Annotated in this window: 16 protein-coding genes and 1 pseudogene; 10 read left to right on the top strand and 7 right to left on the bottom strand. The window is 63.6% G+C overall.

All coding sequences use genetic code 11. The features are described from left to right. Nucleotides 1-225: 225 nt before the first annotated feature. The 3 genes from JWP26_RS07950 (at nucleotide 226) to JWP26_RS07940 (ending at nucleotide 10,188) form a co-directional block, all read left to right on the top strand. Nucleotides 226-5,736, top strand: coding sequence for an alpha-2-macroglobulin family protein (locus tag JWP26_RS07950; protein ID WP_299725465.1), 5,511 nt, complete (start codon nucleotides 226-228; stop codon nucleotides 5,734-5,736). Beyond that, complete coding sequence (pbpC, locus tag JWP26_RS07945; protein ID WP_299725463.1) at nucleotides 5,733-7,889, top strand: penicillin-binding protein 1C; 2,157 nt, start codon at nucleotides 5,733-5,735, stop codon at nucleotides 7,887-7,889. Before JWP26_RS07950 ends, pbpC begins: the two co-directional genes overlap by 4 nt. Before the next feature lie 118 nt (nucleotides 7,890-8,007). Then, a complete protein-coding gene (locus tag JWP26_RS07940; RefSeq protein WP_299725461.1) occupies nucleotides 8,008-10,188 on the top strand; it encodes an esterase-like activity of phytase family protein in 2,181 nt (726 codons plus the stop codon). Nucleotides 10,189-10,259: 71 nt separating this feature from the next. Here JWP26_RS07940 and JWP26_RS07935 read toward each other — a convergent pair whose 3' ends face one another. Continuing rightward, nucleotides 10,260-11,300: an ABC transporter substrate-binding protein gene (locus JWP26_RS07935; protein WP_299725459.1), complete on the bottom strand. Its 1,041-nt coding sequence runs from the start codon at nucleotides 11,298-11,300 to the stop codon at nucleotides 10,260-10,262. A 288-nt stretch (nucleotides 11,301-11,588) separates the two neighbouring features. On the opposite strand from JWP26_RS07935, the gene JWP26_RS07930 reads away from it, so the two are divergent. The 6 genes from JWP26_RS07930 (at nucleotide 11,589) to JWP26_RS07905 (ending at nucleotide 19,613) form a co-directional block, all read left to right on the top strand. Next, nucleotides 11,589-12,575, top strand: coding sequence for an ABC transporter permease (locus tag JWP26_RS07930; RefSeq protein WP_299725457.1), 987 nt, complete (start codon nucleotides 11,589-11,591; stop codon nucleotides 12,573-12,575). Next, nucleotides 12,575-13,567 (top strand): ABC transporter permease, encoded by a 993-nt coding sequence (locus JWP26_RS07925; RefSeq protein ID WP_299725454.1) that lies wholly within the window; start codon nucleotides 12,575-12,577, stop codon nucleotides 13,565-13,567. The genes JWP26_RS07930 and JWP26_RS07925 overlap by 1 nt, the downstream gene beginning before the upstream one ends. Then, on the top strand, nucleotides 13,564-15,321 hold the full coding sequence (locus JWP26_RS07920; RefSeq protein WP_299725452.1) for an ABC transporter ATP-binding protein: 1,758 nt from the start codon (nucleotides 13,564-13,566) through the stop codon (nucleotides 15,319-15,321). Before JWP26_RS07925 ends, JWP26_RS07920 begins: the two co-directional genes overlap by 4 nt. 28 nt (nucleotides 15,322-15,349) lie before the next feature. After that, the gene (locus JWP26_RS07915; protein WP_299725450.1) at nucleotides 15,350-16,411 is read left to right on the top strand and encodes an aldo/keto reductase; all 1,062 of its coding nucleotides are present in this window, start codon (nucleotides 15,350-15,352) and stop codon (nucleotides 16,409-16,411) included. A gap of 283 nt (nucleotides 16,412-16,694) precedes the next feature. Next, the gene (locus JWP26_RS07910; RefSeq protein WP_299725448.1) at nucleotides 16,695-18,311 is read left to right on the top strand and encodes an ABC transporter substrate-binding protein; all 1,617 of its coding nucleotides are present in this window, start codon (nucleotides 16,695-16,697) and stop codon (nucleotides 18,309-18,311) included. 66 nt (nucleotides 18,312-18,377) lie between these two features. Then, nucleotides 18,378-19,613: an acyl-CoA dehydrogenase family protein gene (locus JWP26_RS07905; protein WP_299725445.1), complete on the top strand. Its 1,236-nt coding sequence runs from the start codon at nucleotides 18,378-18,380 to the stop codon at nucleotides 19,611-19,613. Here the strand turns inward: JWP26_RS07905 and JWP26_RS07900 are convergent. The 3 genes from JWP26_RS07900 to JWP26_RS07890 all read right to left on the bottom strand — a co-directional run bounded on the left by JWP26_RS07900 (nucleotide 19,610) and on the right by JWP26_RS07890 (nucleotide 23,735). Beyond that, nucleotides 19,610-21,493 (bottom strand): ABC transporter ATP-binding protein, encoded by a 1,884-nt coding sequence (locus JWP26_RS07900; protein ID WP_299725443.1) that lies wholly within the window; start codon nucleotides 21,491-21,493, stop codon nucleotides 19,610-19,612. The two genes, JWP26_RS07905 and JWP26_RS07900, sit on opposite strands and share 4 nt — an antisense overlap. Nucleotides 21,494-21,679: 186 nt before the next feature. Then, nucleotides 21,680-22,666 (bottom strand): aldo/keto reductase, encoded by a 987-nt coding sequence (locus tag JWP26_RS07895; protein ID WP_299725441.1) that lies wholly within the window; start codon nucleotides 22,664-22,666, stop codon nucleotides 21,680-21,682. Nucleotides 22,667-22,715: 49 nt separating this feature from the next. Then, nucleotides 22,716-23,735, bottom strand: coding sequence for a LacI family DNA-binding transcriptional regulator (locus JWP26_RS07890; RefSeq protein ID WP_299725439.1), 1,020 nt, complete (start codon nucleotides 23,733-23,735; stop codon nucleotides 22,716-22,718). A gap of 132 nt (nucleotides 23,736-23,867) precedes the next feature. On the opposite strand from JWP26_RS07890, the gene JWP26_RS07885 reads away from it, so the two are divergent. Continuing rightward, nucleotides 23,868-24,236: a VOC family protein gene (locus JWP26_RS07885; protein ID WP_299725437.1), complete on the top strand. Its 369-nt coding sequence runs from the start codon at nucleotides 23,868-23,870 to the stop codon at nucleotides 24,234-24,236. Nucleotides 24,237-24,277: 41 nt separating this feature from the next. Here JWP26_RS07885 and JWP26_RS07880 read toward each other — a convergent pair whose 3' ends face one another. From JWP26_RS07880 to JWP26_RS07870, 3 genes and pseudogenes are all read right to left on the bottom strand, one after another. Then, entirely contained in the window at nucleotides 24,278-24,985 is a 708-nt protein-coding gene (locus JWP26_RS07880) for a pyrimidine 5'-nucleotidase (protein WP_299725435.1), read from the bottom strand. Nucleotides 24,986-25,079: 94 nt separating this feature from the next. Then, entirely contained in the window at nucleotides 25,080-26,336 is a 1,257-nt protein-coding gene (locus tag JWP26_RS07875; RefSeq protein WP_299725433.1) for a hypothetical protein, read from the bottom strand. Nucleotides 26,337-26,523: 187 nt separating this feature from the next. Beyond that, nucleotides 26,524-26,962, bottom strand: a pseudogene (locus JWP26_RS07870) (threonine ammonia-lyase, biosynthetic); the annotation flags it as partial.

Raw genomic sequence — 26,962 nt, 5'->3', positions numbered from 1 at the left:
CGGCTCCTCCGTTGGGAGCCCCACTAGCATTGCGCCGATGAACGCAGACCGACAGTTCCAAGGCACCGCAGCACCCAAAGTGATCGGCACCCTTCGTCCGAACGAGCCTGCACCGACCGCCGTCGTCAACCCGGGACAATTAGCATGTAATACGACACCTTTACCGCTCGCTGTCGGACCCATATGGTGCGCGCAGGAGCCGGGGGGCTTTGCTAGGGGTTAGATATGCAGCGTCTATTCGCGTTCGCCGTGTGGCTTTGTGCGGCTTTTTTCCTCGCCTTGGCCCTGACGGCTCCCGCCGCTGCTCAAAAAATATCGCTGATGAAGGGCACCGATCTGCCCGGCTTCGACTATTCCATCCTCAAGGACGTCGATCTCGATGCCTGCCAGAGCGGGTGCAAGGATGATCGCATCTGCCGCGCCTTCACGTTCAACGAACAAACCAATTGGTGCTTCCTCAAGGGCGACGTCGGTCCCGAGACGGCGTTTGCCAAGGCCACATCCGGCCGGGTCGACCGGTCGCCGATCCCCGCTGTTACCGCCGCGGCGCGCCAGTCCGAATTGCCGTTCCCCGCGCAGAGTGTGATCGATAGCGCGCGCAGCTTCGCCCAGTCACTGCCGCAGTCCGACCCGGCGCCCCCCAAGACCACTTACGCCGATCTGCTGGCCGCCGGTGATCAGGCCGCCGAGGACGCCAACACCGCCGCGGCCCTGCTGGCCTATCGCCAGGCGCTTGGCGTCAACGACAATGATCCCGCCGTGTGGCTAAAGCTGGCAACGGTTGCGCTGACCCAGGCCGATGCCGTTGCCGGCCAGCCCGAAGGCGATAATAGCTCCGATCTCGGCCAACTCGGCCTGTCGGCGGCGCTCAACGCGTTCCTGCAGTCCCAGACCCTCGAGGAGCGGACGCCCGCTCTCGCCGCCGTCGCGCATGGCCTCGAATATGCGCAGATGTGGCGCGAAGCCATCGCCACCTATCGCGCGCGTCTGGCCCTGGCGCCCGATGCTGAACTCGATGCCCATCTCGACAAAGTCGTGGCCGAACACGGCTTCCGCATCACCTCCAACGAAGTCGATGCAGAAGCCACCACGCCGCGCGTCTGCATGGTGTTCTCCGATCCGCTGCCCACCAGCAACACGGACCTGTCGAGCTATATCACCGTCGAGAACGCGCCCAAGATCGCGGTGGAAACCGCAGAAAGCCAGATCTGTATCCAGGGCCTGGAACATGGCGGCCGCTACAATATCAAGGTCCGTGCCGGCCTGCCGTCGGCCGATAATGAGAGCCTCCGCAAGGACGTGGTGCTCAATGTTTATATCCCGGACCGCTCGCCCTTCGTGGCCTTCGCCAACAATGCCTATGTGATGCCTGCCGGTCTCGGCGGCGGCCTGCCGATCACTTCGGTCAATGCCGCAAGCGCCGATATCACCATCTACCGCATCGGCGATCGCTCCATCGCCACTGCCGTGCGCAACGGCATTTTCGCCGGCTCGCTCAGCGGCTATTCGGCCAGCGACGTCGCCAATGAGTATGGCGAGCAAATCTGGACCGGCCAGATCGACCTGGCCCAGGGCAAGCCGAACGAATTGACCACCACGGCCATTCCGGTGAGCGAAGCGCTGACCGATATCGCGCCCGGCGCCTATGTGGTGACCGGCAAGGTCACCAAGGCCGCCGCCAACAGCGACGAAGACTATGACGATCTCGCCACCCAGTGGTTCATCGTCACCGATATGGGCCTGACCACCATTTCGGGCGATGACGGCGTGCACGCCTTCGTGCGCTCGCTGAGCACCGCCGAGCCGATCGTCGGCTCCAAGGTCCGCCTCGTGGCAGTCAACAACGAAATCCTGGGCGAAACCACCACCGATGCCGATGGCCAGGCAGTGTTTGCGCCCGGCCTCGCCCGTGGCACCGGCGGCCGCGCCCCGCAATTGCTGGTCGCCGAAACGACCGAGGGCGACTACGCCTTCCTCGACATGTCCAAGACCGCGTTCGACTTGACCGATCGCGGTGTCGAGGGCCGTCCATCGCCGGGTCCGCTCGATGCCTTCGCCACCACCGAACGCGGCGTCTATCGCCCCGGCGAAACCGTGTTCCTCACCGCGCTGCTGCGTGATGTGCACGCCAAGGCGGTACTCGACCTGCCGCTGACCCTGCAAGTCGAGCGTCCCGATGGCGTCCTGGCTTCCACCGAACTGCTCAAGGATAGCGGCGCCGGCGGCTACTTCGCCGCCCTGCCCATGGTCGCAGATGCCATGCGCGGCGCCTGGACCCTGCGTCTTTACGCCGATCCAAAAGCCGAGGCGCTGACCAGCACCACCTTCCTCGTCGAGGACTTCGAGCCCGAGCGCCTGGCCTTCGAAATCTCCGCGCCCGACGCACCGATGCAGATCGGCGAGCCGAACCCGATCAACGTCGCCGCCAAATATCTCTACGGCGCCACCGCCCCCAACCTGTCCGTCGAAGCCGATGCCGTGCTGCGTCCGGTCACGACCCTCAAGGACTATCCCGGCTATACCTTCGGCCGTCTCGACGACACTATCGAAACCAGCCGCGAGCCCCTGGGCGAAGTCGGCGTCACCGATGAAAGCGGCAATGTCGTCGCCGACGTGACACTGCCCGATCCCGGCGTGACCACGCGTCCGCTGGAAGCCCAGGTCATCATGCGTCTGGTTGATACCAATGGCCGCACGGTCGAGCGCACGCTGTCTCGTCCGGTCCTCGCCACCGTCAACCGCATCGGCGTCAAGCCGCAGTTTGCGGACGGCAATGGCATTGCCGATGGCAGCCAGGCCAGCTTCGACGTCATCTCCGTGGGCCCGGGCGGCGAAACCATCGACAATACCGACCTCAACTGGACCCTGTCGCGCGTCGACAGCACCTACCAGTGGTATCGCGACGGCAGCACCTGGAAGTGGGAATCCATCACCACGACCCGCGAAGTGGCCAATGGCTCGGTCGACACCTTGGCCAGTGGTCCCGTCACCGTTGGCGCCGCCGTCAATTACGGCCTCTACCGCCTTGAAATCGAGAGCACCGGCGAGAACGCGACCTCGACCAGCTACGAATTCTACGCCGGCTATTATTATCCCGAAGCCGGTTCGGACACGCCCGACACCCTCAAGGTCGCGCTCGACAAGACGAGCTACAAGGCCGGCGACACCGCCGTGCTGCGTCTCGATCCGCAGTTTGCCGGCACCGTGCTGGTGATGGTGGTCGATGACCGCATCATCGACATGAAGGCCGTCCCGGTTCCGGCTGAAGGCGCCTCCATCGACCTCCCCGTCACTGCTGACTGGGGCCCCGGCGCTTACGTGACCGCCATTCTCTACCGCCCCGCCAGCGTCGCCGAAAAGCGCATGCCGGCCCGCGCGCTGGGCCTGGCCTATGCGGATGTTGATCCCGGCGATGCCAAGCTGACCGTCAATCTCGACGTGCCAAAAGTGTCGCTGCCGCGCCAGCCCTTCACCGTCAAGGTCAGCCTCCCCAATGCCACCGCCGGCCAGAAGGCTTATGTGGCCGTGGCCGCCGTCGACCTAGGCATTCTCAACCTGACCAATTTCCAGACTCCCGATCCGGATGGCTGGTATTTCGGCCAGCGCCAACTCGGCATGGATGTCCGCGATCTTTACGGCTCGTTGATCGACCCCACCCAGGGCCTGCCGGGCGCATTGCGCTCCGGCGGTGACGGTGCTGCCGCGCGTCTCGGTACGCCCCCGCCCACCTCGGTCCTCGTTGCTCTGCATTCGGGCATCGTGGAAGTCGGCGCCGACGGCACCGCGACCGTCAGCTTCGACATGCCGGACTTCTCGGGCACCGTGCGGGTCATGGCCATGGCCTGGTCTGCCGATGCGGTGGGCCATAGCTCCGCCGACGTCATCGTCCGCGATCCGGTCGTCATCAACATGAGCCCGCCGCGCTTCCTGCGGCTGGACGATACATCGCGCCTGCTGGTCGAGATCAACAATATCTCGGGCCCCGCCGGCGCCTATAAGGTTGCCCTGACCACCGGCGAAGGTCTCTCCACCGACGCCGCCGAAACCAGCGTCGATCTCGCCGCCGGCGCCCGCACGTCCCTTAATCTGGGACTGACCGGCACCGCCATCGGCGACCAGAAGCTGACGCTGACCGTCACCGACCCAGAGGGCAAGGCCACCGTCAAGGACCTGACCCTGGGTGTGCGTGCCGCCAGCGGCCCGTGGACCACCAGCAAGCTGCTGACCATCGAGCCGGGCGCCACCGTCACCATCGACGGCAGCTACTTCGCCGGCCTCGTCGATCATTCGGCATCCATGACCCTCGGGATCGGGCCGGTTGCCCGCCTCGATATTCCCGAACTGCTGCTGGCGCTCGATCGCTACCCCTATGGGTGCTCCGAGCAGATCACCAGCCGCGCCATCCCGCTGCTCTACCTCAACGAGGTGGCGCAGATGATCCAGATGGGCACCGATGCCGAGCTGGATCAGCGCCTCAAGGATGCCATCACCTCGCTGCTGTCCAACCAGACTTCAACCGGCGGTTTCGGCCTCTGGGGTCCGCTGAGCACCTCCGATCTGTGGCTGGACTCCTACGTCACCGACTTCCTGCTCCGGGCCCGTGCGGCAGGCTATGTGGTGCCGGACCTCGCGATGAACATGGCACTGGACAATCTGGGCAACCAAGTCTCCTACGCCGCCGATTTCGACAATGGCGGCCAGGACGTGGCCTATGCGCTCTACGACATGGCCCGCGCCGGCCGTGCCGCCATCGGCGATCTGCGTTACTATCTTGAAGCTCGCCTCGATGCCTTCGGCTCACCCTTGGCCAAGGCCCAGCTTGGCGCTGCCCTCGCTCTCTATGGTGACGGCACCCGCGCGGCGACTGCCTTCCAGGCTGCCGTCGAAGCCCTCAAGGAGCCCGAAGCCAAGAACGTCTACCGCACCGATTACGGTAGCCGCATGCGCGACACCGCCGCCGTCCTGGCGCTGGCGTCGGAGTTCAAGCCGGAGGGCGTCGACATCGCCGTCCTGACGGCAAGCCTCGCCAAGGCGCGAGACCTCGCCCGCTATACCTCCACCCAGGAAGACGCCTGGACCCTGGTTGCCGCGGCCGCCGTCGCCCAGAATACCGCCGATAGCGCCATCACCGTCGATGGTAAGGACCTGACCGGCTCTGTCTACCAGCGCTTCGATCAGGAGCACTTCGACGGCGGCACCGCCGTGACCATCGTCAACAACGGCGCCGAGGCCACGCAGGCGAAGGTCTCCGTAACCGGCATCCCGGCAGTTCCGCCGGAAGCCAGCAGCGAAGGCTTCACCATCCGTCGGGAGTTCTTCCAGCCCGATGGCACCGCCTTCGATATTGGGACCAGCCCGGTCAGCCAGAACGATCGCTTCGTCGTGGTGTTGACCATGCGGGCCTCGACCACCGGCTCCGGCCAATATGTGGTCGCCGACCCGCTGCCGGCCGGCTTCGAAATCGAAAACCCCGACCTGTCCGCATCCGGCGTTGGCGATCTCAGCTGGCTCCCGGCACTGGATCAGCCTAGCCACGTGGAGTCGCGGACCGACCAGTTCGTCGCCGCCTTCCAGTACGGCACCGATCAGGCGCCCTTCAAGGTCGCCTACATGGTGCGGGCCACCGCGCCGGGAACCTTCGTGCTCCCCGGCGCGACGGTCGAGGACATGTATCGTCCTGACCTGCGCGCCAATACCGCGGCGGGCAGCATCGAGATCTCCGCGACCGGCCCATGACCGACGCGGCGACAGCCATCGAACCGACGCCGGAGCTCATCCCCGAGCCCCGGCGTAAACTGCCAATCTGGCGGCTGCTCGCCGCCGGCCTGATCGTGCTGCTGTGCCTGGGCGCGGGAGGCGCCTGGTACGGCCTCGGCGTCATCCGCGACCTCCGTTCAGCGCTTCCGCCGACCCCCGATATTGCCACCATCCCCGTCTCGACCGCCGTGGTGGATCGCCAGGGCGATTTGTTGCGCCCCTTCACCACCACCGACGGGCGCTGGCGTCTGCCCGTGACAGTGGCGCAGGTCGACCGGCATTTCATCGATATGCTGATCGCCTATGAGGACCAGAATTTCGAGACCAATGACGGTATCGAATGGTCCGCCATGCTGCGCGCCGTCGGCCAGTTCGCCGGTGCGGGCGGCCATGTGGTGTCGGGCGGCTCCACCCTCACCATGCAAGTGGCGCGGCTGATCGAGGGCGAACCGACACGCAATCTCTGGGGCAAAGTGCGCCAACTGGTGCATGCCGACGCGCTTGCACATCACCTGACCAAGGAACAGATCCTCACGCTCTATCTGACGCTGGCCCCCTATGGCGGCAATATCGAGGGCATTCGCGCCGCCAGCCTCACCTATTTCGGCAAGGAGCCGACGCGCCTTACCACGGCGGAGTCCGCCCTGCTGGTGGCGCTGCCGCAATCTCCCGAAGCGCGCCGTCCCGATCGCGATCCCAAGGCCGCGGAAGCCGGCCGCAATCGCGTGCTCGACCGACTGGTCAGGAAAGGCGCCCTTGCCCAGGAAGAGGCGGACGCCGCCAAGCGCGAGCCTATCCCCACTGCGCGGAAGCCTTTTCCCATGCTCGCCGCCCACATGGCGCAGGAGGCGGTCGTGGCTCAGCCAACCGCGCGGCGCATCGAACTCACCGTCGATCGCCGCCTGCAATCCGCGCTGGAGCGGCTCGGGGCAGGGCGGGCAACCCAACTCGGCCCCAAAGTCTCGGTGGCCATCGTCGTGGCAGATCAGGCAAGCGGCAATATCCTGGCCTCAGTCGGCTCGGCCGGCCTCTTCGCTGAACAGAGCCACGGCTATGTCGACATGACTTCAGCCGTGCGCTCGCCCGGCTCGACCCTCAAGCCGCTGATCTACGGGCTGGCGTTCGAACTGGGCCTAGCTCATCCCGAAAGCCTGATTGAGGATCGCCCCACCGCCTTCGGCGGCTATGTCCCGGTCAATTTCGACGGCTTCAGCCGGGGCACCGTCACAATCCGCCAGGCCCTCAGCGAGTCCCTCAATATCCCCGCCATCGTGGTGCTCGACGCCGTCGGCACCGCCCGTCTGGTCTCGCGCATCAAGCGCGCCAACGCCAACCCGCTGCTGCCGGACAATACGGCCCCGGGCCTCGCCATCGGCCTGGGCGGCGTCGGCGTCACGCTGCGCGATCTCGTCTCCATCTACGCCGCCATCGCTCGCGGCGGCTCGCCGGTCATGCTCAATGACGGCGTCAAGCCGCGCGTCACAGAGCCCGCCAATGCGGCCCTGGTGCTCGATCCGGCTGCGGCCTGGTACGTCTCCGATATTCTCGCCGACGTGCCGCCGCCGCTCAATGGCTCCCCCGGTCGCATCGCCTACAAGACCGGCACCTCCTATGGCTACCGTGATGCCTGGGCCATCGGCTATGACGGCAAGACCGTCATCGGCGTCTGGGTCGGCCGCCCTGATGGTGAACCCGTCCCCGGTATTTCCGGCATCACCGCCGCCGCCCCCGTGCTGTTCGAGGCCTTCGACCGCCTCGGCACGCCGGCAGTGCCCCTGCGCGCAGCGCCAGCCGGTGTGCTGGTCGCCTCCAATTCGCAATTGCCCGCCCCGCTCAAGCGCTTCCGCCATCCCGATGACAATATGGTCAATCGCGACGCCGCCCCCGAAATCGCCTTCCCCACCGATGGCGTCGATGTCGATCTGGGCATTGCCTCGGGCGCGGATCTCTCTCTCATCGTCAAGGTGCGCAACGGCGTGCCGCCCTTCACCTTCTTCGCCAACGGGGCGCCGTTCGGCCGCTCCGCCTTCGCCCGCCAGAATGCCTGGAAACCGGATGGCCCCGGCTACGTGACCCTCTCGGTGGTGGATTCCGAGGGCCGCTCCGACGACGTCACGGTGTTCCTCGACTGACCGCCTGCGGCCGTTTCACCCCTTCGGCATTGTCATCTTTCTGTCACGCTGCTGTCATCCCCCGGTTTTCTTGCGTCCGTATTCGGGGCCGGTTCATACCGATCCTGGGGGCCTTATCATGCTCATTAAAAATCTCTCCGTCGTCCTGACGGCCGCATTGCTCAGCTCGACTGCCGTGCCCGCTTTTGCCGCGCCGGTGTTCAACCGTATTGCCAGCTTCCCCGTCGAGCTCAACGCGCCCGACGCCGAAGCCACCTCTTCCGAAATCATCACCGCCACTGATGACGGCATGATGCTGATCTATTCCGATAGCCCGAACGGCGGCATCGGCTTCGTTGACGTGACCGACGCCAAGGCGCCCAAGCCGGCCGGCTACATGGATATGGGCGGCGAGCCCACTTCTGTGACCGTGATCGGCGCCAAGGCCTACGTGGCCGTCAACACAAGCAAGGATTTCGTCGACCAGTCCGGCAAGCTTGTCGTGGTCGATATCGCCACCAAGACCGTCGATGGTGAATTCCAGCTCGGCGGCCAGCCCGACTCGATCGCCCACAACAAGGCCGACACCATCCTGGCCATCGCCATCGAAAACGAGCGTGACGAGAGCGTCAATGACGGCGCCATCCCGCAGATGCCTTCGGGCTACCTGGTCCTCGTGACCCTGGCCGACGGCAAGGTCACCGAAGACGGCATCAAGCGCGTCGAGCTGACCGGCCTGTCCGATATTGCTCCGGAAGATGCTGAAGTCGAATTCGTCGCCTTCAACGACAATGACGAAGTCGCCGTCACGCTGCAGGAAAACAACTGGATCGCCATTGTCGACGCCAAGACCGGCACCGTCACCGGCGGCTTCACTGCCGGCTCGACTTCGGTCGAGGGCATTGACACCAAGAATGACGGCCAGATCGTCTTCACCGGCAAGAAGGACGACTTGCTGCGCGAACCCGACGCCATCAAGTGGCTCGACGCCGACCGCCTCGTCGTCGCCAATGAGGGCGACTGGAACGGCGGCTCGCGCGGCTTCACCATCTTCAATCGCGATGGTTCGGTGAACTGGGACTCGGGCAATACGCTCGACGTCATGGCTGCCCAGATGGGCCACTATCCCGACAAGCGCAACAAGAAGGGCGTCGAGCCCGAGGGCCTGGAGGTCGCCACCATCGGCGGCACTCAATACATCTTCGTTGCCGAGGAACGCTCTTCCTTGATCGCCATCTACAAGGATACCGGCGCGGCTCCCGAATACCTGCAGTCCGTTGCTTCGGGCATTGGTCCTGAAGGCCTGATCGCCATCCCGTCGCGCAACCTGCTGGTCACCGCCAATGAAAACGATCTGCGCGCCGATGGCCTCGCCGGCTCCCACGTCATGCTATATGAACTGGCTGAAGGCACCGCCGCCTATCCCCAGCTCGTCTCCGATCTCGACGCCGACGGCCACCCGATCGGCTGGGCCGCCATCTCCGGCGCCGTTGCCGATGCCGAAAAGCCCGGCATTCTCTACGCCGTGTCCGACAGCGTGCTGACCAACGCCCCGGCCATCTACGAGATCGATGCCACCGCCAAGCCGGCCCGCATCGTCAAGAAGACCGTCGTCACCCGCGGCGGCAACCCCGCCCAGAAGCTCGATCTGGAAGGCATCACGCTGGACGGTGAAGGCGGCTTCTGGCTGGCTTCCGAGGGCGATGCTGCCAAGCTGACCCCCCAGGCCCTGTTCCATGTCGACGCCGATGGCGCGATCCTGGAAGAAGTGCCGTTCCCGGCCGCGCTGATGGCTGGTGCCGTCCGCTTCGGTTCGGAAGGCATCGCGCTAGTGGGCACTGGCGACGAAGCCACCCTGTGGGTTGCGATGCAGCGCGAATGGGCTGACGACGCCAAGGGCCAGGTCAAGCTGATCGGCTACAACATTGCCGCCAAGGAATTCTCGGCGGTCCACTACCCGCTCGAAGCTCCGGCCGAAGGCACCTGGAATGGCCTGTCGGAAATCACCGTGCACGGCGACTACGCCTATATCGTGGAACGCGACAACCAGGCTTCGCTCAAGGCCAAGCTCAAGGCGATCTACCGCGTCAAGCTGTCCGACCTGAAGGGCGCTTCCCTTGATGGCGAACTGCCTGTCGTCGCCAAGGAGCTGGTACGTGATCTGGTTCCGGACCTGGCCACCAACAATGGCTACATCGCCGACAAGGTCGAAAGCTTCGCCATCGACGCTGCCGGCACCGGTTTCGTCATCACCGACAATGACGGTGTGGACGACTCTTCGGGCGAGACCTTCTTCTGGTCGATCGGCGAAGTGAAGTAAGCCTCACTCACCTCTGAAGTACGATCGGCCGGGCACAAGCCCGGCCGATTTCGTTTGCGGCCGTAAATCGCTCAGGCCACCGCGCGCTGGTTCAGCGCGTCATAGGGCCGCCGATCGACCCAGGCATCCAGATCGAAGTTCTGCTCGAGGAAGCCCCATTCATAGAGGAAATCCTTGTAGTGGCCGATCGCCGCTACCAGTTCCGGCTCCAGCCCGATGCCCAAATGATGGTGCAGGTTCGGCCCATTAGCCGCGGCGACGACTTCCTCCGATGCCCCCACTTCCTTGGCGACGAAACGGCGAACGTCATCGGGATGCGCCACGGCCCAGTCGCTGGCGCGCTGCAGCGTAGCAATCAGCTTGCTGACCAGGTCCGGACGATCCTCGGCCAACCGCTCGTCGACCGTCAGAACGCGGGGCGAACCGGAGTTGATGCGGATTTTCGGATCGGGATGGAAGCCGAACTCGGCCACGGTATGGGTGGCGAACAGGTTGGCGACAGTGATGCCCGCCGTGCCCTTGACGAAAATGGCGTCGACCGTGCCGGCCAGCAGCGCTGCGATTTCCGGCCCATAGGCCTGCCGGTTGCGCAGGCCATAAAGCTGCGGCCCCTCGCGTCCGTCGAGCACGCTATCGGTCAGCGCAATATCGACGATCTCGACCTGTTTGTGGCTGAGCCCTTCCAGCGATAGCGCCGAGACCAAGCCTTTGAGCGCCGTGGCCGCCATGAAATCGATAATCCCGGCTGGCCGGCGGGCGATGCCGAAACGGCGCCCGACCACGTCACGCGTGGTTTTGATGCCGCTGCCGGGCAGGGTGATGATCGCCTGGAACTCGTCAGTCCAGGTGATGCCCACTAGCCGCGTGGTCTTGCCGTCCGAGCGCGCCCGAATGGGGGGCACATTGCCGCCATGGCGGAACGAATAGCTCAGGTGGTGGTCGAAATGGCTGGTCCGGATGGCGCGGTCCTGGCTATCGATGATCGACTTGAGCGCGATGCCCTCCTTGGCAAAGGTCTCGTCCAGATAGCCGAGCTGCACTGCCAACCCCACCGGGGTCGGCACCGGGCAGCGCGTATACCAGATTTCCGAAATGCTGTTCTGAAGCGTCATCGTCCGTCTCCTCTGCATGCCAAAACCGTTTTCCAACCCGCCCATCGGCCTTGGAGCATTATTGCTCAAGAGGCGACGGATTAGATAAAACTTGCTTTTGATTCATCTTTTTGGCTCGTTCTGGAATTGAAAATCCTGAAACAGGCGGATGACGAGATCAAATTGCTCCATCACGTTTGACAAACACTATAAATTTAGTCAACATTAATTTACGAGATCACCCGGGCCACCCAGCACATGTCCGGCGGATCGCGGCGGCGCCCCGCCGCTCATTCGAAAGACGAGCCTATGTCCAGTCTGCCCAGGATAGCCCGAGCGCTGCGGCGCACCGTCTTGCAGGCGATCCCGACCGTCATCGGCATCGTCATCCTCAATTTCTTCCTGCTGCAGCTGGCCCCCGGCGACGCCGCTGACGTGATGGCGGGCGAGGCCGGTTCGGCCACCGAAGAGACCATGGCCGCGATGCGCTCGCGCTTCGGCCTCAACCTACCGATGCTCGATCAATTGCTGGCCTATCTCAACAACCTCGTCCATTTCAGCCTCGGCTTTTCGCCGCGCTACAGCATGCAAGTGTCCGATCTGATCGGCCAGCGCCTGCCCGGCACGCTGACCCTGATGGCCATGGCGCTGGCCATCGCGCTGCTAATCGGCCTGACCCTGGGCTCGCTGATGGCGGCCTTTGCCGGCCGCCTGCCGGATCGGCTGATTTCGATCTTCTCGCTGCTGTTCTATTCGGTCCCGGGCTTCTGGATCGGGCTGATGCTGATCGTGCTGTTCTCGGTTACCCTCGGCTGGCTGCCCAGCGGCGGCAATGGCACCATCGGCTCGGACCTCAGCGGCTGGGCTGGCATCGTCGATAAGGCCCGCTACATGGTGCTGCCCGCCACGTCCCTGGCGCTGTTCTACGTCGCCATCTACGCCCGCCTGACGCGCGCCGCCATGCTCGAAGTGCGCAACCAGGATTTCGTGCGCACCGCCTATGCCAAGGGCCTGTCGCCGGCGGTCGTGACCGTCAAGCATATCCTCCGCAATGCGCTCATCCCCATCACCACCATGGCCGGCATGCATGTCGGCGGCATGCTGGGCGGCGCCGTGGTCGTGGAGACTGTCTATAGCTGGCCCGGTCTCGGCCGGCTCGCCTTCGAGGCCGTGATGGGCCGCGATTACACCGTGCTGCTGGGCATCCTGCTGCTCTCGTCCTTGCTGGTCATTCTGGCCAATGCGGTCGTCGATATCCTGCAGACCTGGCTTGATCCCCGCATTGGAGAGCTCTGATGTCCACCACCGACCTCAACGCGCCGGCCATTGCCCTGGCGGGAGCACGACAGGGTGCCGCCCGACCCGAAACCAGCGCTCCGCCCGAGTGGCACAATGTGCGCGCGCCCGACGCCCGCACAACGCTGACCACTGCGGTGACAGTGCCGCCCGGTCGCCGCGAACTGCGCATCTTCTTCAGCAATCCCAATGCGCTGTTCGGCGTCACTTTCCTCTCCATCATGATCCTGATGGCGGTGTTTGCCCCGCTGATCTCGCCCGGCGACCCACTGGGTATGGTGGCGACGCCCTTCCTCTGGCCCGGTCAGGATTGGGCCTATCCCCTTGGCACCGATGCCATGGGCCGTGATGTTCTGTCGGGCATTGTGCACGGTTCACGTATCTCTCTGTTCGTCGGTCTTGCTGCAACTGCCCTTGGTCTGACCGTTGGCGTGACGGTCGGTGCGGTCGCCGGTTATTTCGGCGGCTGGGTCGATGACGTGCTGGTCCGCATCATCGAAATCTTCCAGACCCTTCCCAATTTCGTGCTGCTGGTGGTGCTCGTCGCCATCGCCCAGCCCTCAGCGCTCACCGTCACCGTGGCCATTGCGATCGTCAGCTGGCCCATGGTGGCCCGCCTGACCCGTGCCGAATTCCGCGCCATTCGCGCCAAGGATTACGTCATGGCCGCGCGCAGCCTGGGCTTTGGCCGCGCCCGCATCATCTTCCAGGAAATCCTGCCCAATGCCTTGCCGCCATTGATCGTGACCGCCTCGGTCATGGTGGCCTCGGCCATCCTGATGGAATCGGCGCTCAGCTTCATGGGCCTGGGCGATCCGAACGTCGTGAGCTGGGGCTCCATGATCGGCAGCGGTCGCGAACTGGTCCGCACCGCCTGGTATCTGACCCTGCTGCCAGGCCTCGCCATCGTTTTCACCGTGCTGGCCCTCAACCTGATCGGCGACGGCCTCAACGACGCCCTCAATCCCCGCTTTTCCGAGGAACGGTCATGAACGCGATCGCCACTCCAGCCGCCTTCACGCCCGCGCCGGGCAACGGTCATCGCCTGCTTGAAGTCGAAGACCTCACCATCCGCTTCGGCACCTCCGATCCGGTCAAGCACCTGAGCTTTTCCATCGACCGCGGCGAGACCGTGGCAGTGGTGGGGGAATCGGGCTCCGGTAAGTCGCTGAGCGCCTTGGCGCTGATGCGCCTGCTGCCGCGCAATGCGCGCATTCCCAACGGCAGTATCCGCTTCGAGGGCACCAACCTGCTGGACCTCAAGGACCGGCAAATGCGCGCCGTCCGTGGCCGCGACATCGCCATGATCTTCCAGGAGCCGATGACCTCGCTCAACCCCGTGGCCACCATCGGCGCCCAGATCGTGGAAGTGCTGCGCCTGCACGAAAAGCTGTCGCGCAAGGCGGCCCGGCAGCGCGCCATCGAACTGCTCGATCTGGTGAAAATTCCCGACCCGGCCCAGCGCGTCGATGACTATCCGCACCAGCTATCGGGCGGCCAGCGCCAGCGCGTGATGATCGCCATTGCGGTGGCCTGCAAACCCAAGCTGCTGATCGCCGACGAGCCGACCACCGCGCTCGACGCCACCATTCAGGCCCAAATCCTCGAACTGCTCGATGAATTGCGCCGCAAGCTCTCGATGGGCCTGCTGCTCATCACGCACGACCTCGGCCTCGTGTCGCGCTGGAGCGACCGCGTCGTCGTCATGTATCACGGCGACAAGCTGGAAGAGCTGGCTACCGCCGACCTCTATGCGCCCGAACGGCACCCCTATACCAAGGGCCTGACCCAGGCCTCGATCCGGCTGGACGAGGAAGTGCACTACACCGCCCAGACCCTGGCCGAAGTGAAGGTCGCCCGCAGCCCCGATGGCCGCAATATCTACGATGTCCGCCAGCCCGAGCGTCGCTCACTGCCCACTCCCGCCACCGACCGGGAACAACTGCTCGTGGTCAAGGACCTATCCGTGACTTACCAAGGAGGCTCCAAAGCCAGCAAGGCGCTCGATGGCGCCTCGCTCAGCCTGGCCAAGGGCGAAACGCTCGGCATCGTGGGCGAAAGCGGCAGCGGCAAGTCCACCCTGTCCAAGGCGATCATGCGGCTGGTCAACGCCCAGGAAGGCAGCATCGTCTTCCAGGGCCGCGACATTTCCCGGCTTGGCCCGCAGCAATTGCAGCCGGTACGCCGCGACCTGCAGATGATTTTCCAGGACCCGTTCGGCGCGCTCAATCCGCGCAAGACCCTCCGTGAAATCCTCGAAGCGCCGCTGATCGTGCATGGCGTGTCCAACCCCGCCGAACGCCGGCAGCGGCTGGCGGAAACCTTCGAGCATGTACGCCTGCCCAGCTTGGTGGCCGATCGCTATCCCCACGAATTCTCCGGCGGCCAGCGCCAGCGCATCGGCATCGCCCGCGCGCTGATCCTGCGGCCCTCGCTGGTCATCTGCGACGAGCCGGTTTCGGCGCTGGACGTCTCGATCCAGGCGCAGATCCTCAACCTTCTGGTCGACCTCAAAACCAGCCTCGGACTATCCTATCTGTTCATTTCCCATGACCTGGCCGTGGTGCAATATATCTCGGACCGGGTGATCGTGATGAAGGATGCCCGCATCGTCGAAGAGAGCGATCACCGCACCATCTGGCGCTCGCCAAAGACCGATTATACCCGCGCCCTGATCGCCGCGGCCAATGACAAAGGCGGCCGCCCCCTGGCCCCGCGACCCCAGCTCCACGCTGCGGCACTCTAATTCCACGACCAACTTACGGAGAACAATAATGGTCGATTATCGCTATCTGGGGCGCAGCGCGCTCAAGGTGTCCCCCATCACCCTGGGCAGCATGATGTTCGGCAACCAGACGCCCGACGACGTGGCCTTCCGCATCATCGACAAGGCGCGCGATCAGGGCATCAACTTCATCGACACCGCCGACGTCTATCACGATGGCAAGTCCGAGCAGGTCGTCGGCCAGGGCATCAAGGCCCATCGCGACGATTGGGTCGTGGCCACCAAGTTCGTCAACTCCCGCAGCGCGTTGCCCAATAAGGGCGGCTACTCGCGCAAGTGGGTCTACGAGACGGTCGAAAACAGCCTGCGCAATCTCAAGACCGACTATATCGACATCATCTATTTCCACCGTGCCGTGTTCGATGCGTCGCTGGAAGAGCCGGTGCGCGCCATTGCCGATCTGATCAAGGCCGGCAAGCTGCGCTATTTCGGCGTCTCCAACTTCCGCGGCTGGCGCATCAGCGAGGTGGCCCATCTCGCCGACCAGCTCGGCATTGATCGCCCGGTGGCCAGCCAGCCGCTCTACAATATCGTCAACCGCACTGCCGAGGCCGAGCAGCTTCCCGCCGCCGTCGCTAATGGCCTGGGCAATGTCTCCTATAGCCCGCTGGCCCGCGGCATTCTGACCGGCAAATACAATGTGGGCGAGACGCCCGCTGCCGATACCCGCGCCGGCCGTGGCGACAAGCGCATGCACGACGTGGAATTCCGCGAGGAATCCATCGCCATCGCCAAGCAAGTCGCCGCCCATGCGCAAGCCAAGGGCATCGCCCCCGGCGAGTTCGCGCTAGCCTGGGTGCTCAACAACAAGTTGATCACCTCCGCCATCGCCGGCCCTCGCACTGAAGAGCAGTGGGACAGCAACCTTCGCGCCCTCGACATCAAGCTCGATGCCGATGACGAAGCCCTTGTCGATAGCCTCGTGGCGACTGGCCATCCCTCGACGCCCGGCTTCACCGATCCGGGCCATCCGGTCGAAGGCCGCGTCGCCCGCTCGGCCGCGCCCGAAGCCGCGATCATCCCGCTGACCCGCCAGCAGCGCGTCGCCTGATCGACCCTGTTGGACCGGGCAGCACTGCCCGGTCCAACCCTCTTTTTGGAATGAATTTGCGCGGGCAAGCTTCTCTTTCCACCGGCGCAAGAATTTATGCCTCGATTGCCCCAAAGCACGCACCGGCGTTTCAACAGCCAGTCCAGCTTTGAAATCCAGTATCTCGATAAGATTAGTATGCTTTCGTAAGGTGATGCCCGAGGGTTGGTTTGAACCGGCTCGACACATTCAGCGTGCATCGGGACCTCACGTCCGCGCCGCCGCATCACCGAGGACTTTTCGCATGATCACTCACCCTCGCGGCGTTCTGGCGCCAACGCGCCGCGCCTTCCTGCTGTCCACCGCTGTTATCGCCCTGGCCAGTACTCTGCCCGGCATCAGCTTTGGTGCCGAGCCCAAGCAGGGCGGCACGCTCACCGTCAATATCGGCACCGAGCCGCCTGTGTTGGTGCTGATCGCCCACACCGCCGGCGCCGCCGTCTACGTATCCAGCAAGACCAATGAAGGCCTGCTCACCTACGATTTCGATTTCACCCCCAAGCCGCTGCTGGCCACCGAATGGAAAGTGGCCGAGGACGGCCTGCGCTACTGGTTCAAGCTGCGCGAAGGGGTCAAATTCCACGACGGCACCGATTTCACCGCCGAGGACGTCGCCTTCTCGATCCAGACGCTCAAGGAAAACCATCCGCGTGGCCGCGCCACCTTCGCCCAGGTCAGCTCGATCAATGTGCTGGGCGCGCACGAAATCGAGTTGCTGCTCGACAAGCCCTCGCCTTACCTGCTGACCGCGCTGGCGAGCTCGGAATCCCCCATTGTGCCCAAGCATCTCTATGAGGGCACCAAGATCGCGGAAAATCCGCACAACGTCGCCCCGATCGGCACCGGGCCCTTCGTGTTCAAGGAATGGGTGCGCGGCAGCTATGTGCTCTATGAGCGCAACCCCAACTATTGGGACGCGCCAAAACCCTATCTCGACAAGCTGGTGGTCCGCTTCATTGGCGATCCGGCCGCCGCCGTCGCCAGCATCGAAACCGGCGAAGTGCTGCTCTCGGTGGGCATCAATATCCCCTATACGGATTTCGACCGGCTGGAAGCCAATCCGGCTTTGGGCTTCGAAACCCGCGGCTTCACCTATACCAATTCGATCACCCGCGCCGAATTCAACTTCGAAAACAAATACTTGGCCAACGCTAAGGTGCGCCAGGCCATCGCCTACGCCATCGATCGCAATTTCATCGTCAACACCATTTATCTGGGCCACGCCAAGGCGCTGAACGGCCCGGTGTCGCCGGGACTTGCGGCCTTCTTTAGCGATGACCTGCCCAAATACGAATTCGATCCGGCCAAGGCCGAAGCCCTGCTCGACGAAGCTGGCTTTCCGCGCGGCGATGGCGGCGTCCGCTTCGAGCTCAATATCGATCCGACCCAGCCCACTGGCGCCTATAAGCAATCGGCCGAATACATCGCCCAGGCGCTCAACAAGGTCGGCATCAAGACCACGGTGCGCACGCAGGATTTCGCCACCTTCGTCAAGCGCGTCTATACCGACCGCGATTTCGATATCGCGCTCGAAGGCATGAGCAACCTGTTCGATCCGACTGTGGGCATCCAACGCCTCTACTGGTCCAAGAACTTCAAGCCGGGCGTGCCCTTCTCCAATGGCGCCCATTACGAAAGTGCCGAGACCGATCGACTGCTGGAAGCCGCTGCGGTCGAGCCCGATCCCAAGAAGCGCTTCGCGCTGTTCGTCGATTTCCAGAAGCAGGTGGTCACCGATCTGCCGGCGCTGGACCTGGTCGCCCCCGACAGCTTCGTCATCTTCGACAAGCGCGTGGTCAACCACACGCTGGGCGCCGAGGGCTTTGGCTATAACGGCGCCGATATTTACCTCGCCTCCTAAAACACCCCTGCCGGCCGCGTTTCCTTCCTGGATGCGGCCGGCTCCTTTTCAGCAGCGATGAGTGCCATGACCGCAACTGCCACCAAGCTCGTTCCCGAAACGCAGCGCTCGCCCGATCTGGCAACGCTGTTGGCCCGCGTGCCGGCCCTCGCCGCCGAAATCGCCAAGGGCGCATCGCAGCGCGACCTCGATCGCGAACTGCCGTTCGAGGCGTTTCGGCTGTTCAAGGAGTCGGGTCTCGGCGCCCTGCGCGTCCCAATATCAATGGGCGGCCCCGGCGGCTCGGTTGCCGACTATATCGAGCTGATCGCCACGCTCGGCGCCGCCGATTGCAACGTCGCCCACGCGCTGCGCTCGCACTTCAACTATGTCGAAGCCCTGGTGCTCAATGGTCCGTCGGAGCGCGACGAGGGCTCGCTCGAGCGCGTAATCGAGGGCAAGCTGTTTGCCGGCGCCCATACCGAACAGGGCACCGCCAAGCCCGGGCAGGTGACCACCACGCTGACCCGCGATGGCGACGTCTACCGTCTCAATGGCCGCAAGTGGTACGCCACCGGCAGCGCCTTTGCCGATTATGTGTCCTTCAGCGCCATGGACGACAACGGCGACTTCACCCACGTCCTGCTGCCGGTCGACCGCAAGGGCATCCAGATTCTCGACGACTGGGATGGCATGGGTCAGCGCCTCACCGCCAGCGGCGGCGTCATCCTCGACAATGTCGAAGTCTTTCCGCGCGAAGTGGGCAAGCGCAGCATGGAAAACCTGGTCGGCCGCCACACCTCGACCCTGCGCCAACTCCATCTTGCCGCCGCCGCAGCCGGGGCCGTGCGCAATGTGCTCTCCGACGCTATCGAATACGTGCGCAAGCAGGGTCGCGCCGCCGCCCACAGTCCGGCCGCCACCGCGCGCGAAGATCATTTCGTGCAGCAGATCATCGGCGAAATCGCCGCCAATTCCCTGGCCATCGATGCGCTGCTGATCGAAAGCGCCAAGGCGCTCGACCACACCGTAGCCACCTTCGCCACCGGTGACGAGGCTGCCATCGAAGCCTCGCTGGTCGCCAGCGCTTTGACCACCGCCCGCACGCAACTCGTGCTGGGCGCGCTTGGCCCCCGCAGCGCCGAACGCATGTTCGAAATCGGCGGCGGTTCGGCCACCTCGCGCAAGTACAATTTCGATCGCCACTGGCGCAACATCCGCACCGTGCTCAACCACAATCCGCTCCTGCACAAGGCCCGCGTCGTCGGCGATTACTACCTCAACGGCACCACCACCCACCTTAAGGAAGGCAAGGTGTTCTAGCGATACCCCGCCGCCTGCAACTCAAATAGCTCCGCATAGCGCCCGCTCAGCGCCAGCAGCTCTTCGTGCGAGCCGGCCTCCAAAATCTTGCCATTCTCCAGCACCAAAATCCGATCCGCCATTCGCACCGTCGAAAACCGGTGCGAGATGATGACCGCCGTCTTGGCCGTAGCCAGGCTCTTGAACCGCGCAAACACTTCCGCCTCCGCCTTGGCATCCAGCGCCGCCGTCGGCTCATCCAGAATGATCAGATCGGCGTCGCGCATATAGGCGCGCCCAATCGCCACCTTCTGCCACTCGCCCCCGGACAAATCCCGCCCCTTGTTGAACAGGCGCCCCAACGGCTGCTCGTACTTCAACGGCAGCTTGGCAATCACGGCATCGGCCAGGCTCCGCTCGGCCGAATCCTCAATCCGCGGCATATCGGTGCTGTCCTCGATCCGGCCGACGCCGATATTCTCCGCAGCGGTCAGGCTGTAGCGAATGAAATCCTGAAAAATCACCCCGATATGGGCGTGAATGTCCTCGATGAGCATGTCGCGCAGGTCGATCCCATCGACGGTGATGCGGCCCTCGTCAGGGTCGTAAAGGCGGGTCAACAGCTTGACGATGGTGGTCTTGCCCGCCCCATTCTCTCCCACCAGCGCCAGGGTCTCGTTCGCCCGCAGCGTAAAACTCAGCCCCCGAATGGCCCAATTGTCCGTCTCCGGATAGCGGAAGCCGACATTGTCGAAGACGATGCCCTGCCGGATCGGCTTGGGAAACGGCTTGGGATGCTCCGGCGGCAAAATCGTCGGCTGGATTTCAAAGAACGAGAAAAGGTCATCCAGATACAGCGACTGCCCGGCAATCTGGGTAAAGCCCAAGAGGATTTTCTGGAACAGCCCATTCAGCCGCAGGAACGACCCCGACAGAAACGCCAGGTCACCGATGGTGAACTCCCCCGCAATCGTCCTCCAGACGATGAACCCATACGCCCCATAATATGTCAGCGTCGAAATCGACGAGAACAGCGCTCCCCAGACCGAGCGATCGATGGCGAGCTTCCGGTTTTCGAGGAAGATCGTCTGCGCCAGTGTCTGAAACCGCTCGACCAGGAACGCGCCCAGCCCGAACAGCTTGATCTCCTTGGCCGTCTCGGCGCTGGCGCCAATCTGGCGGATATATTCGAGCTGCCGCCGCTCCGGCGTGCGGCCGCGCGATAGATAATAGGAGAGCGTGTTGAACCGCGTCTCGCCCCAGATCGCCGGCACGAACGACAGCGGCAACAGCAGGATCAGCCACGGCGCATAAAAGAACAGCCCCGCCGCCAGCGTCACCACGGTGATCATGTCCTGCGCCTGGCCCAGCAATTGCGCCAACAGCCCACTGCGCCCGGCCGCCTGCCGCCGCGCCCGCTCCAGCCGGTCCTGATACTCGGCCGATTCGAAATGGCGCAGGTCCAGCCTTGCAGCGTGCTGCATCAACTCCACGCTGACGGTGTTGGAATGCAATTCCCCCAGGATCGAATCCACCAGCGAGGTGAAGCGGTTGAGCAGGTCGGTGCCGATCACCAGCACAAATTCGATCGCCAGCAGTTCGGCAATGCGGGTCAATTCTCCACTGGCCCACCATTGTGCGAAATCGCTCCCCGCCGCCGGCTGTCCGGTCAGCCGCACCACTTCATCGATGATCAGCTTGCCCACATAGAGCATCACCACCGGCTGCAGCGCCCGGATCAGGCGCAGCCCGATGCTCAGCCCCGTCAGCCAACGGCTGGTGCGCCAGATCTGGGCAACGAGCCGGCCGAGGTGACGCAGGTTCTCCAACTGCTCGCGAAAGCTGCCGGTGGATTCGGAGGAGGGGGGCGGGCCGCGGCGGGGGGAGTCGGTGGAGGTCATTGATGGGAATATAGGGGTGGTGATTCAGAACTGCCACCGGGCAGATTCCCCTCCCCCTTGAGGGGAGGGGCTAGGGGTGGGGGAGGCTCGTTCAAGAGTGGCGCGACTCATGCGGATAGTCCCCCCACCCTTGCCCTCCCCTCAGGGGGGAGGGGACGATGGAACCGCCCGTCTGGACGCCAGGCCTTAATACCGCTGCGGTGCCGCCGGCTTGTTGTCCACGATCGCCTCGATCGCCGTGATCACTTCTGGCGTCAGCTTGTCCTTGGACTTGAGCGCATCCAGATTGTCTTCCAACTGGCTCTTCTTGGAAGCCCCCAGGATGACCGTCGATACATGCGGGTTCTTGAGGCACCACAGCAGCGCCAGGTGATGGATCGGCAGGCCGACTTCCTTGGCGAGCTTGGCCAGGGCCTTGACCTTTTCGAGCTTCGCCTTGCCGGCGTCGCTCTCCCATTCCTTCTTCAGCCATTCGTAGCCGGGCAGGTTCATGCGGCTATCCTCGGGGATGCCGTCATTGTACTTGCCGGTCAGCACGCCCGAAGCGAGCGGCGACCAGATGGTGGTGCCCAGGCCCATTTCATAGAGCGGCAGATAGTCGGCTTCGACCTTTTCGCGCACGAACAGGTTATATTGCGGCTGCTCCATGGTCGGCGGCGTCAGGTGCTCGCGGCGGGCAACGGCCCAGGCTTCGGTCAGCTGCTGCGCTGTCCATTCCGACGTGCCCCAATACAACACCTTGCCCTGGGTGATCAGGTTGTGCATCGCCCAGACGGTTTCCTCGATCGGCGTGTCGATATCCGGCCGATGGCAGAAATAGAGATCGAGATAATCCACCCGCAACCGCTTCAGCGCTGCATGCGCCGCCTCGGTCACGTGCTTGCGGCTCAGGCCCTTCTGCGTCGGCTTCTCGCCGCCCCAGAACACCTTCGAGGACACAGCGTAGCTGTCGCGCGAAAAGCCCAGCTTTTCCAGCGCCGCGCCCATCAGCGCTTCCGAAGCGCCGGCTTCATAGCCTTCGGCATTGTCGAAGAAATTGACGCCCGCGTCGTAAGCTGTGGTCATCAGCTTGAGCGCCTTGCTCTCGTCGACCTGCTTTGAAAACGTGACCCACGAGCCGAGCGAAACTTCGCTGACCTTGAGGCCCGATTTGCCCAAACGGCGATATTCCATGATTGGTATCCTTGGTAGAGGCGGCCAGAGGGCCGCGGTTTAGAAACGACTACGCGCCCAGCCGTGTGCTGTCGCGAATGATGAGGTCCGGGTCGATCAGGCTGACCCGGGCCTGAGGCAGTGCGTCCTTGGCGGCGATCAGTTCCATCAAGCGCTCCACCGCCATTTCGGAGACCTCGCGCGTCGCATAGCGCACGCTGGACAGTGGCACGCCGGCAAAGGCCGCGTACTCGATATCGTCAAAGCCCATGATCGCCATGTCCCGCGGCACTGCCACACCGTGCCGGCGACACCAGTCCAGCGCGCCGATGGCCAACGAGTCATTGGTGCAAAACACCGCTGTCGCGCCGGTCTTGCGGCTCATCAGTTCATCCATCCCCGCGCTGCCATGCTTTGACGTGTGGCCGGAAGGATCGGCGGCTAATTTGCTGTCATAATCAAGTCCGGCCTCGGTCAGTGCCTTGAGATAGCCTTCGCGCTTTTCGCTATTGCCATGCCGGGCGGCACTGTCGACGAGCCCGATGCGCCGATGACCCATTTCGATCAGGTGGCGCACTGCCTTCCACGCCCCGCGCCGCTCGTCGACACAGACGGCGTCAATCCCCGCATCGGGATCGGCCACCAGCAACACCACCGGATAATTGGCCCGCCGCAGCGGGCGGATATGGTCGAGCTGGCGATGGCTGGTCGGATAAATCAGCATGCCGTCGACCTGGCGCGAGCGGAACATCTCGACGGTGCGGATTTCCTCTTCCAGCGTATTGTTGGAGGTGGCGAACAGCGTGCCATAGCCGCGCGCCGCCAGCGCTAGTTCGATCGCCTGGGCGGCATGGGTCAGCGTCGGGTTGGTGATATCGGTCAGCACCAGGCCAATGGTCATGGTCTGACGGCTCACCAGCGATTTGGCGATCTGGTTGGGCAGGTAATGCAGCTCGGCCGCCGCTTGCTGGATCAGCACGCGGGTCGGTGCAGGAATGCGCGGACTTTCGCGCAGCGCCAGCGACACCGTATTGGTTGAAAACCCGGTCTTGTCGGCGATATCCTTGAGCCGTACGATCGCTTTGCCCATGCTGTTTCCGATCGTCTACCCGTGTCCGAGTTTAGCGCTAATACTTGCTGGGTCAAACCCTGTAAAGCCGCGGCCTGAACTTTGGCGGCGGCGGGGCGTTTGTCTGGTCTCGTCAACGCAAAGGGAACGATCATGCTCAAGGACAAAGCTTCCTCCGCCATCGTCGCGGTGACCGATATGGCCCGCGCCCGCCATTTTTATGAAAGCGTGCTGGGACTGGCCAGGATCAGTGGCGACGACAATGTCATGCAGTTCAAGACCGGCGCTACGACGCTCGTGGTCTACAAATCCGATTTCGCCGGCACCAACCAGGCCAATGCGGTGGTCTGGGGCGTCGGCGACGAAGTCGAAGCCATCACCGCCGATCTCAAGGCCAAGGGCGTGAGTTTCGAGCACTATCCCGGCATGGAGTTGAAGGGCGATATCCACGTCGCCGGCGACTTCAAGATGGTCTGGCTCAAGGACCCGGACGGGAACATTTTGCATTATAACAGTATGTGAGCGCGTTGTTCACCTCTCCCCGAGGGTGAGGTGAACAAACTCTACGGCAACGCCCGCAAAAACTGCGCCAAATCCTCGGTCACGTGATGCACATGCGCGGCCGCACCACCGCGCCCCAGCTCCCACGCATCCACCTGCTCATGGGCAAAGTCCTCGCCCGCCACCACCTGCACCGTGCTCATGCCCACTTCGTGTGGCACCAGCAGGTTCTTTTCCAGGTCGTCGAACATCACCGCATAATTCGGATCGATATCGTGCGCCTTGAAAAAACCGTCATAGGCCTCGCGATGCGGCTTGGGCACATAGGTCATGGCCCGAATATCATAGACATGCTCGAACAGCTCGTTGCCGCCCAGCCGCTTCAGCACGGCCCGCGCGTGGCCCACATCGCCATTGGTCAGGATGAACTTGCGGCCGGGCAGGGCGCGGATCGCCTCCACCAGGTCTGGATGCGCATCGACCGGTGAATAGTCGATGGCGTGCACGGTATTGAGGAAGTGGTCGGGATCGACCTTGTGCGCCTGCATCAGCCCGTTCAGCGTGGTGCCGAAATCGCGGTAATAGATTTTCTGCAGCGCCCGGGCTTCGGCGAAGTCCAGTTGCGTCAGGTCCATCACGTAATTGGTGATGCGCAGGTCGATCTGCGCGAACAGGTTGCAGCTGCGTGGATAGAGGGTGTTGTCGAGATCGAACACCCAGTCGGTCACATGGCGCAGGCTACGGGGAAGCGGTGGCGTGAGGTCATTCATGGCGTGAGTCTAGCAGAAAACGCGCGCCGTTTCATCTGACAAGTACGACAAGGCAAAGAGGATGGCGGCGCGCCGGGGCGCGCCGCCAAGGGGATTAATCGTTGTTTGCTTCTTCGTTGGCGGTGACCGTCACGCCCAGCGCGGTGATCAGGCTGGCCGGGTTGGAGGCGGCCGCCATCAGCACCAGCAGGCTCGTCGGCGAGGCCGGAGCGACATCGACTTCCAGGCTCTTCGGGTCATCGAGGAAGGTCGAGACCGGCGGCGCCACCAGGTCGACCAGCTCGGGAATGCCCATGCCGGCGATCATCTGCGGCACCATGGCTTTGAGGCCTTCGACCATCTGGGCCTTGTCGATGCCCTGCGCCTTGGCGAAGAATTCGAGTGCCTTGCCGGCCAGCGACGCATCGTCATAGCGCAGGTTGGCGCCACCGATCGACAGGCCCTGCAGCAGTTCCATGCCCATCATGGCCTGGGCCGCCTGCGCGGCTTCGCTTGTCGGATCGCCAGCGGCTTCGACAGCCTTGTTGGCTTCCTGCAGCTTGGTCAGCAGGGCGGGGGTCAGGCCGGTCAGGTCGAACGTCAGGTCCACGGCGCCCACATCGGCGAAATCGAACAAGAACTGATCGACGCTCATATGGCCATCGGCCATCGACCAGTTGAACGAGCCGGTGACATCACCCGCGATATTGGTCAGGCCAAGGCCCTCGATGACGGCGCCCGCCTGCGCATCTTCTTCCTTGACGGTGGAGAGGTCAGCGGTGATGCCGTTGATCGCCAGGGTCGAGCTCAGGCTGGTCAGGTCGGCACTGCCCTGCGCCGGCTCGAACGTCGAGCCCGATTCCATCGATTCGATGCCGATGACTTCTTCGCCATTGCGGGTGACCGAAAGCGGGCCGGTCGAGATCGCGCCGACCAGCTGCAGCAACTGGATCGGCGTCACGGTATCGCCGCCCGGCAGGTAGAAGCCGGTCAACTTGATATCGCTCAGCGACACATGGCCCTTGACGCCAGCATCTTCCATGTCGGATTCGACGTCGGGCAGCGCGACGGTATCGGCCGTGTAGCCGCCATCGCTGGTTTCCTTGACGCCGCTGAAGGTCAGCGAGGTGGTGAAGCTGGTCGGCTCGGTGGCGCCTTCGGCACCCTTGATACCGATGGTTGCGTTTTCCACCGTGATGGTGTCGCCGTCGAGCTGGGGATCATTGAGGGTGAATTCATAGCCAAGCGGGCCCCAGACGGCCTGGATACGATCGACGAAGGCCTGCGCATCGAGCGCGAAGGCTGGCTGCAGCAGGGCAACGCTCGCGACGCTGGCGAGCAGGGCAAGGCGGGTAATCTTGAAGGACTTCATCGTCGTCTCCGGCATTCTTGTGTTGTTGTTGTCGGGGGCAGGCAATTTATAAAACGGTCGCGTTGCGGCGAACTGATGACCAGTCGGTGAGACCGATGCAATAAGGTGAGGCTCGATTATCTCTGGCGTCCTGAACGGAACATGAATTGCTTCGGTTTCAGCAATACATCGGAATTAGGACGCATTTTTAAACGTCGTCACTGTCCAGAAATAGCCGGTAGGCCGGGTTTTGCGTCTCATCCCAATAGGGATAGCCGAGAGCTTCAAGATACTCGTGAAATTGCCCCCTATTGGCTTGTGGCACCTGGATGCCGGCCAAAACGCGGCCATAGTCTGCTCCGTGGTTGCGATAGTGAAACAGCGAGATGTTCCAGTCGTTCCGCAGCCCCTCAAGGAATTTGAGCAGCGCCCCCGGCCGCTCGGGGAACTGGAAGCGATAGACCAGCTCGTCCCCCAGATGGCTGGCGCGTCCGCCCACCATGTAGCGCACATGCAGTTTGGCCAGTTCGTTGTCGCTCATGTCGAGCACCGCATGGCCATTGGCCTGCAGCATGGCGATAATGGCCTGCTTTTCGGCCTCGCCCTGCCGCAGTTTGACGCCGACGAAAATCTGCGCCGCCGCGCCA

Origin of the sequence: Devosia sp., assembly GCF_028290435.1 — a bacterium.
In the GTDB taxonomy this organism is placed as follows: domain Bacteria; phylum Pseudomonadota; class Alphaproteobacteria; order Rhizobiales; family Devosiaceae; genus Devosia.
The sequence above is the reverse complement of the archived record's forward strand: the minus strand, read 5'-3'. Positions and strand labels throughout refer to the sequence as shown.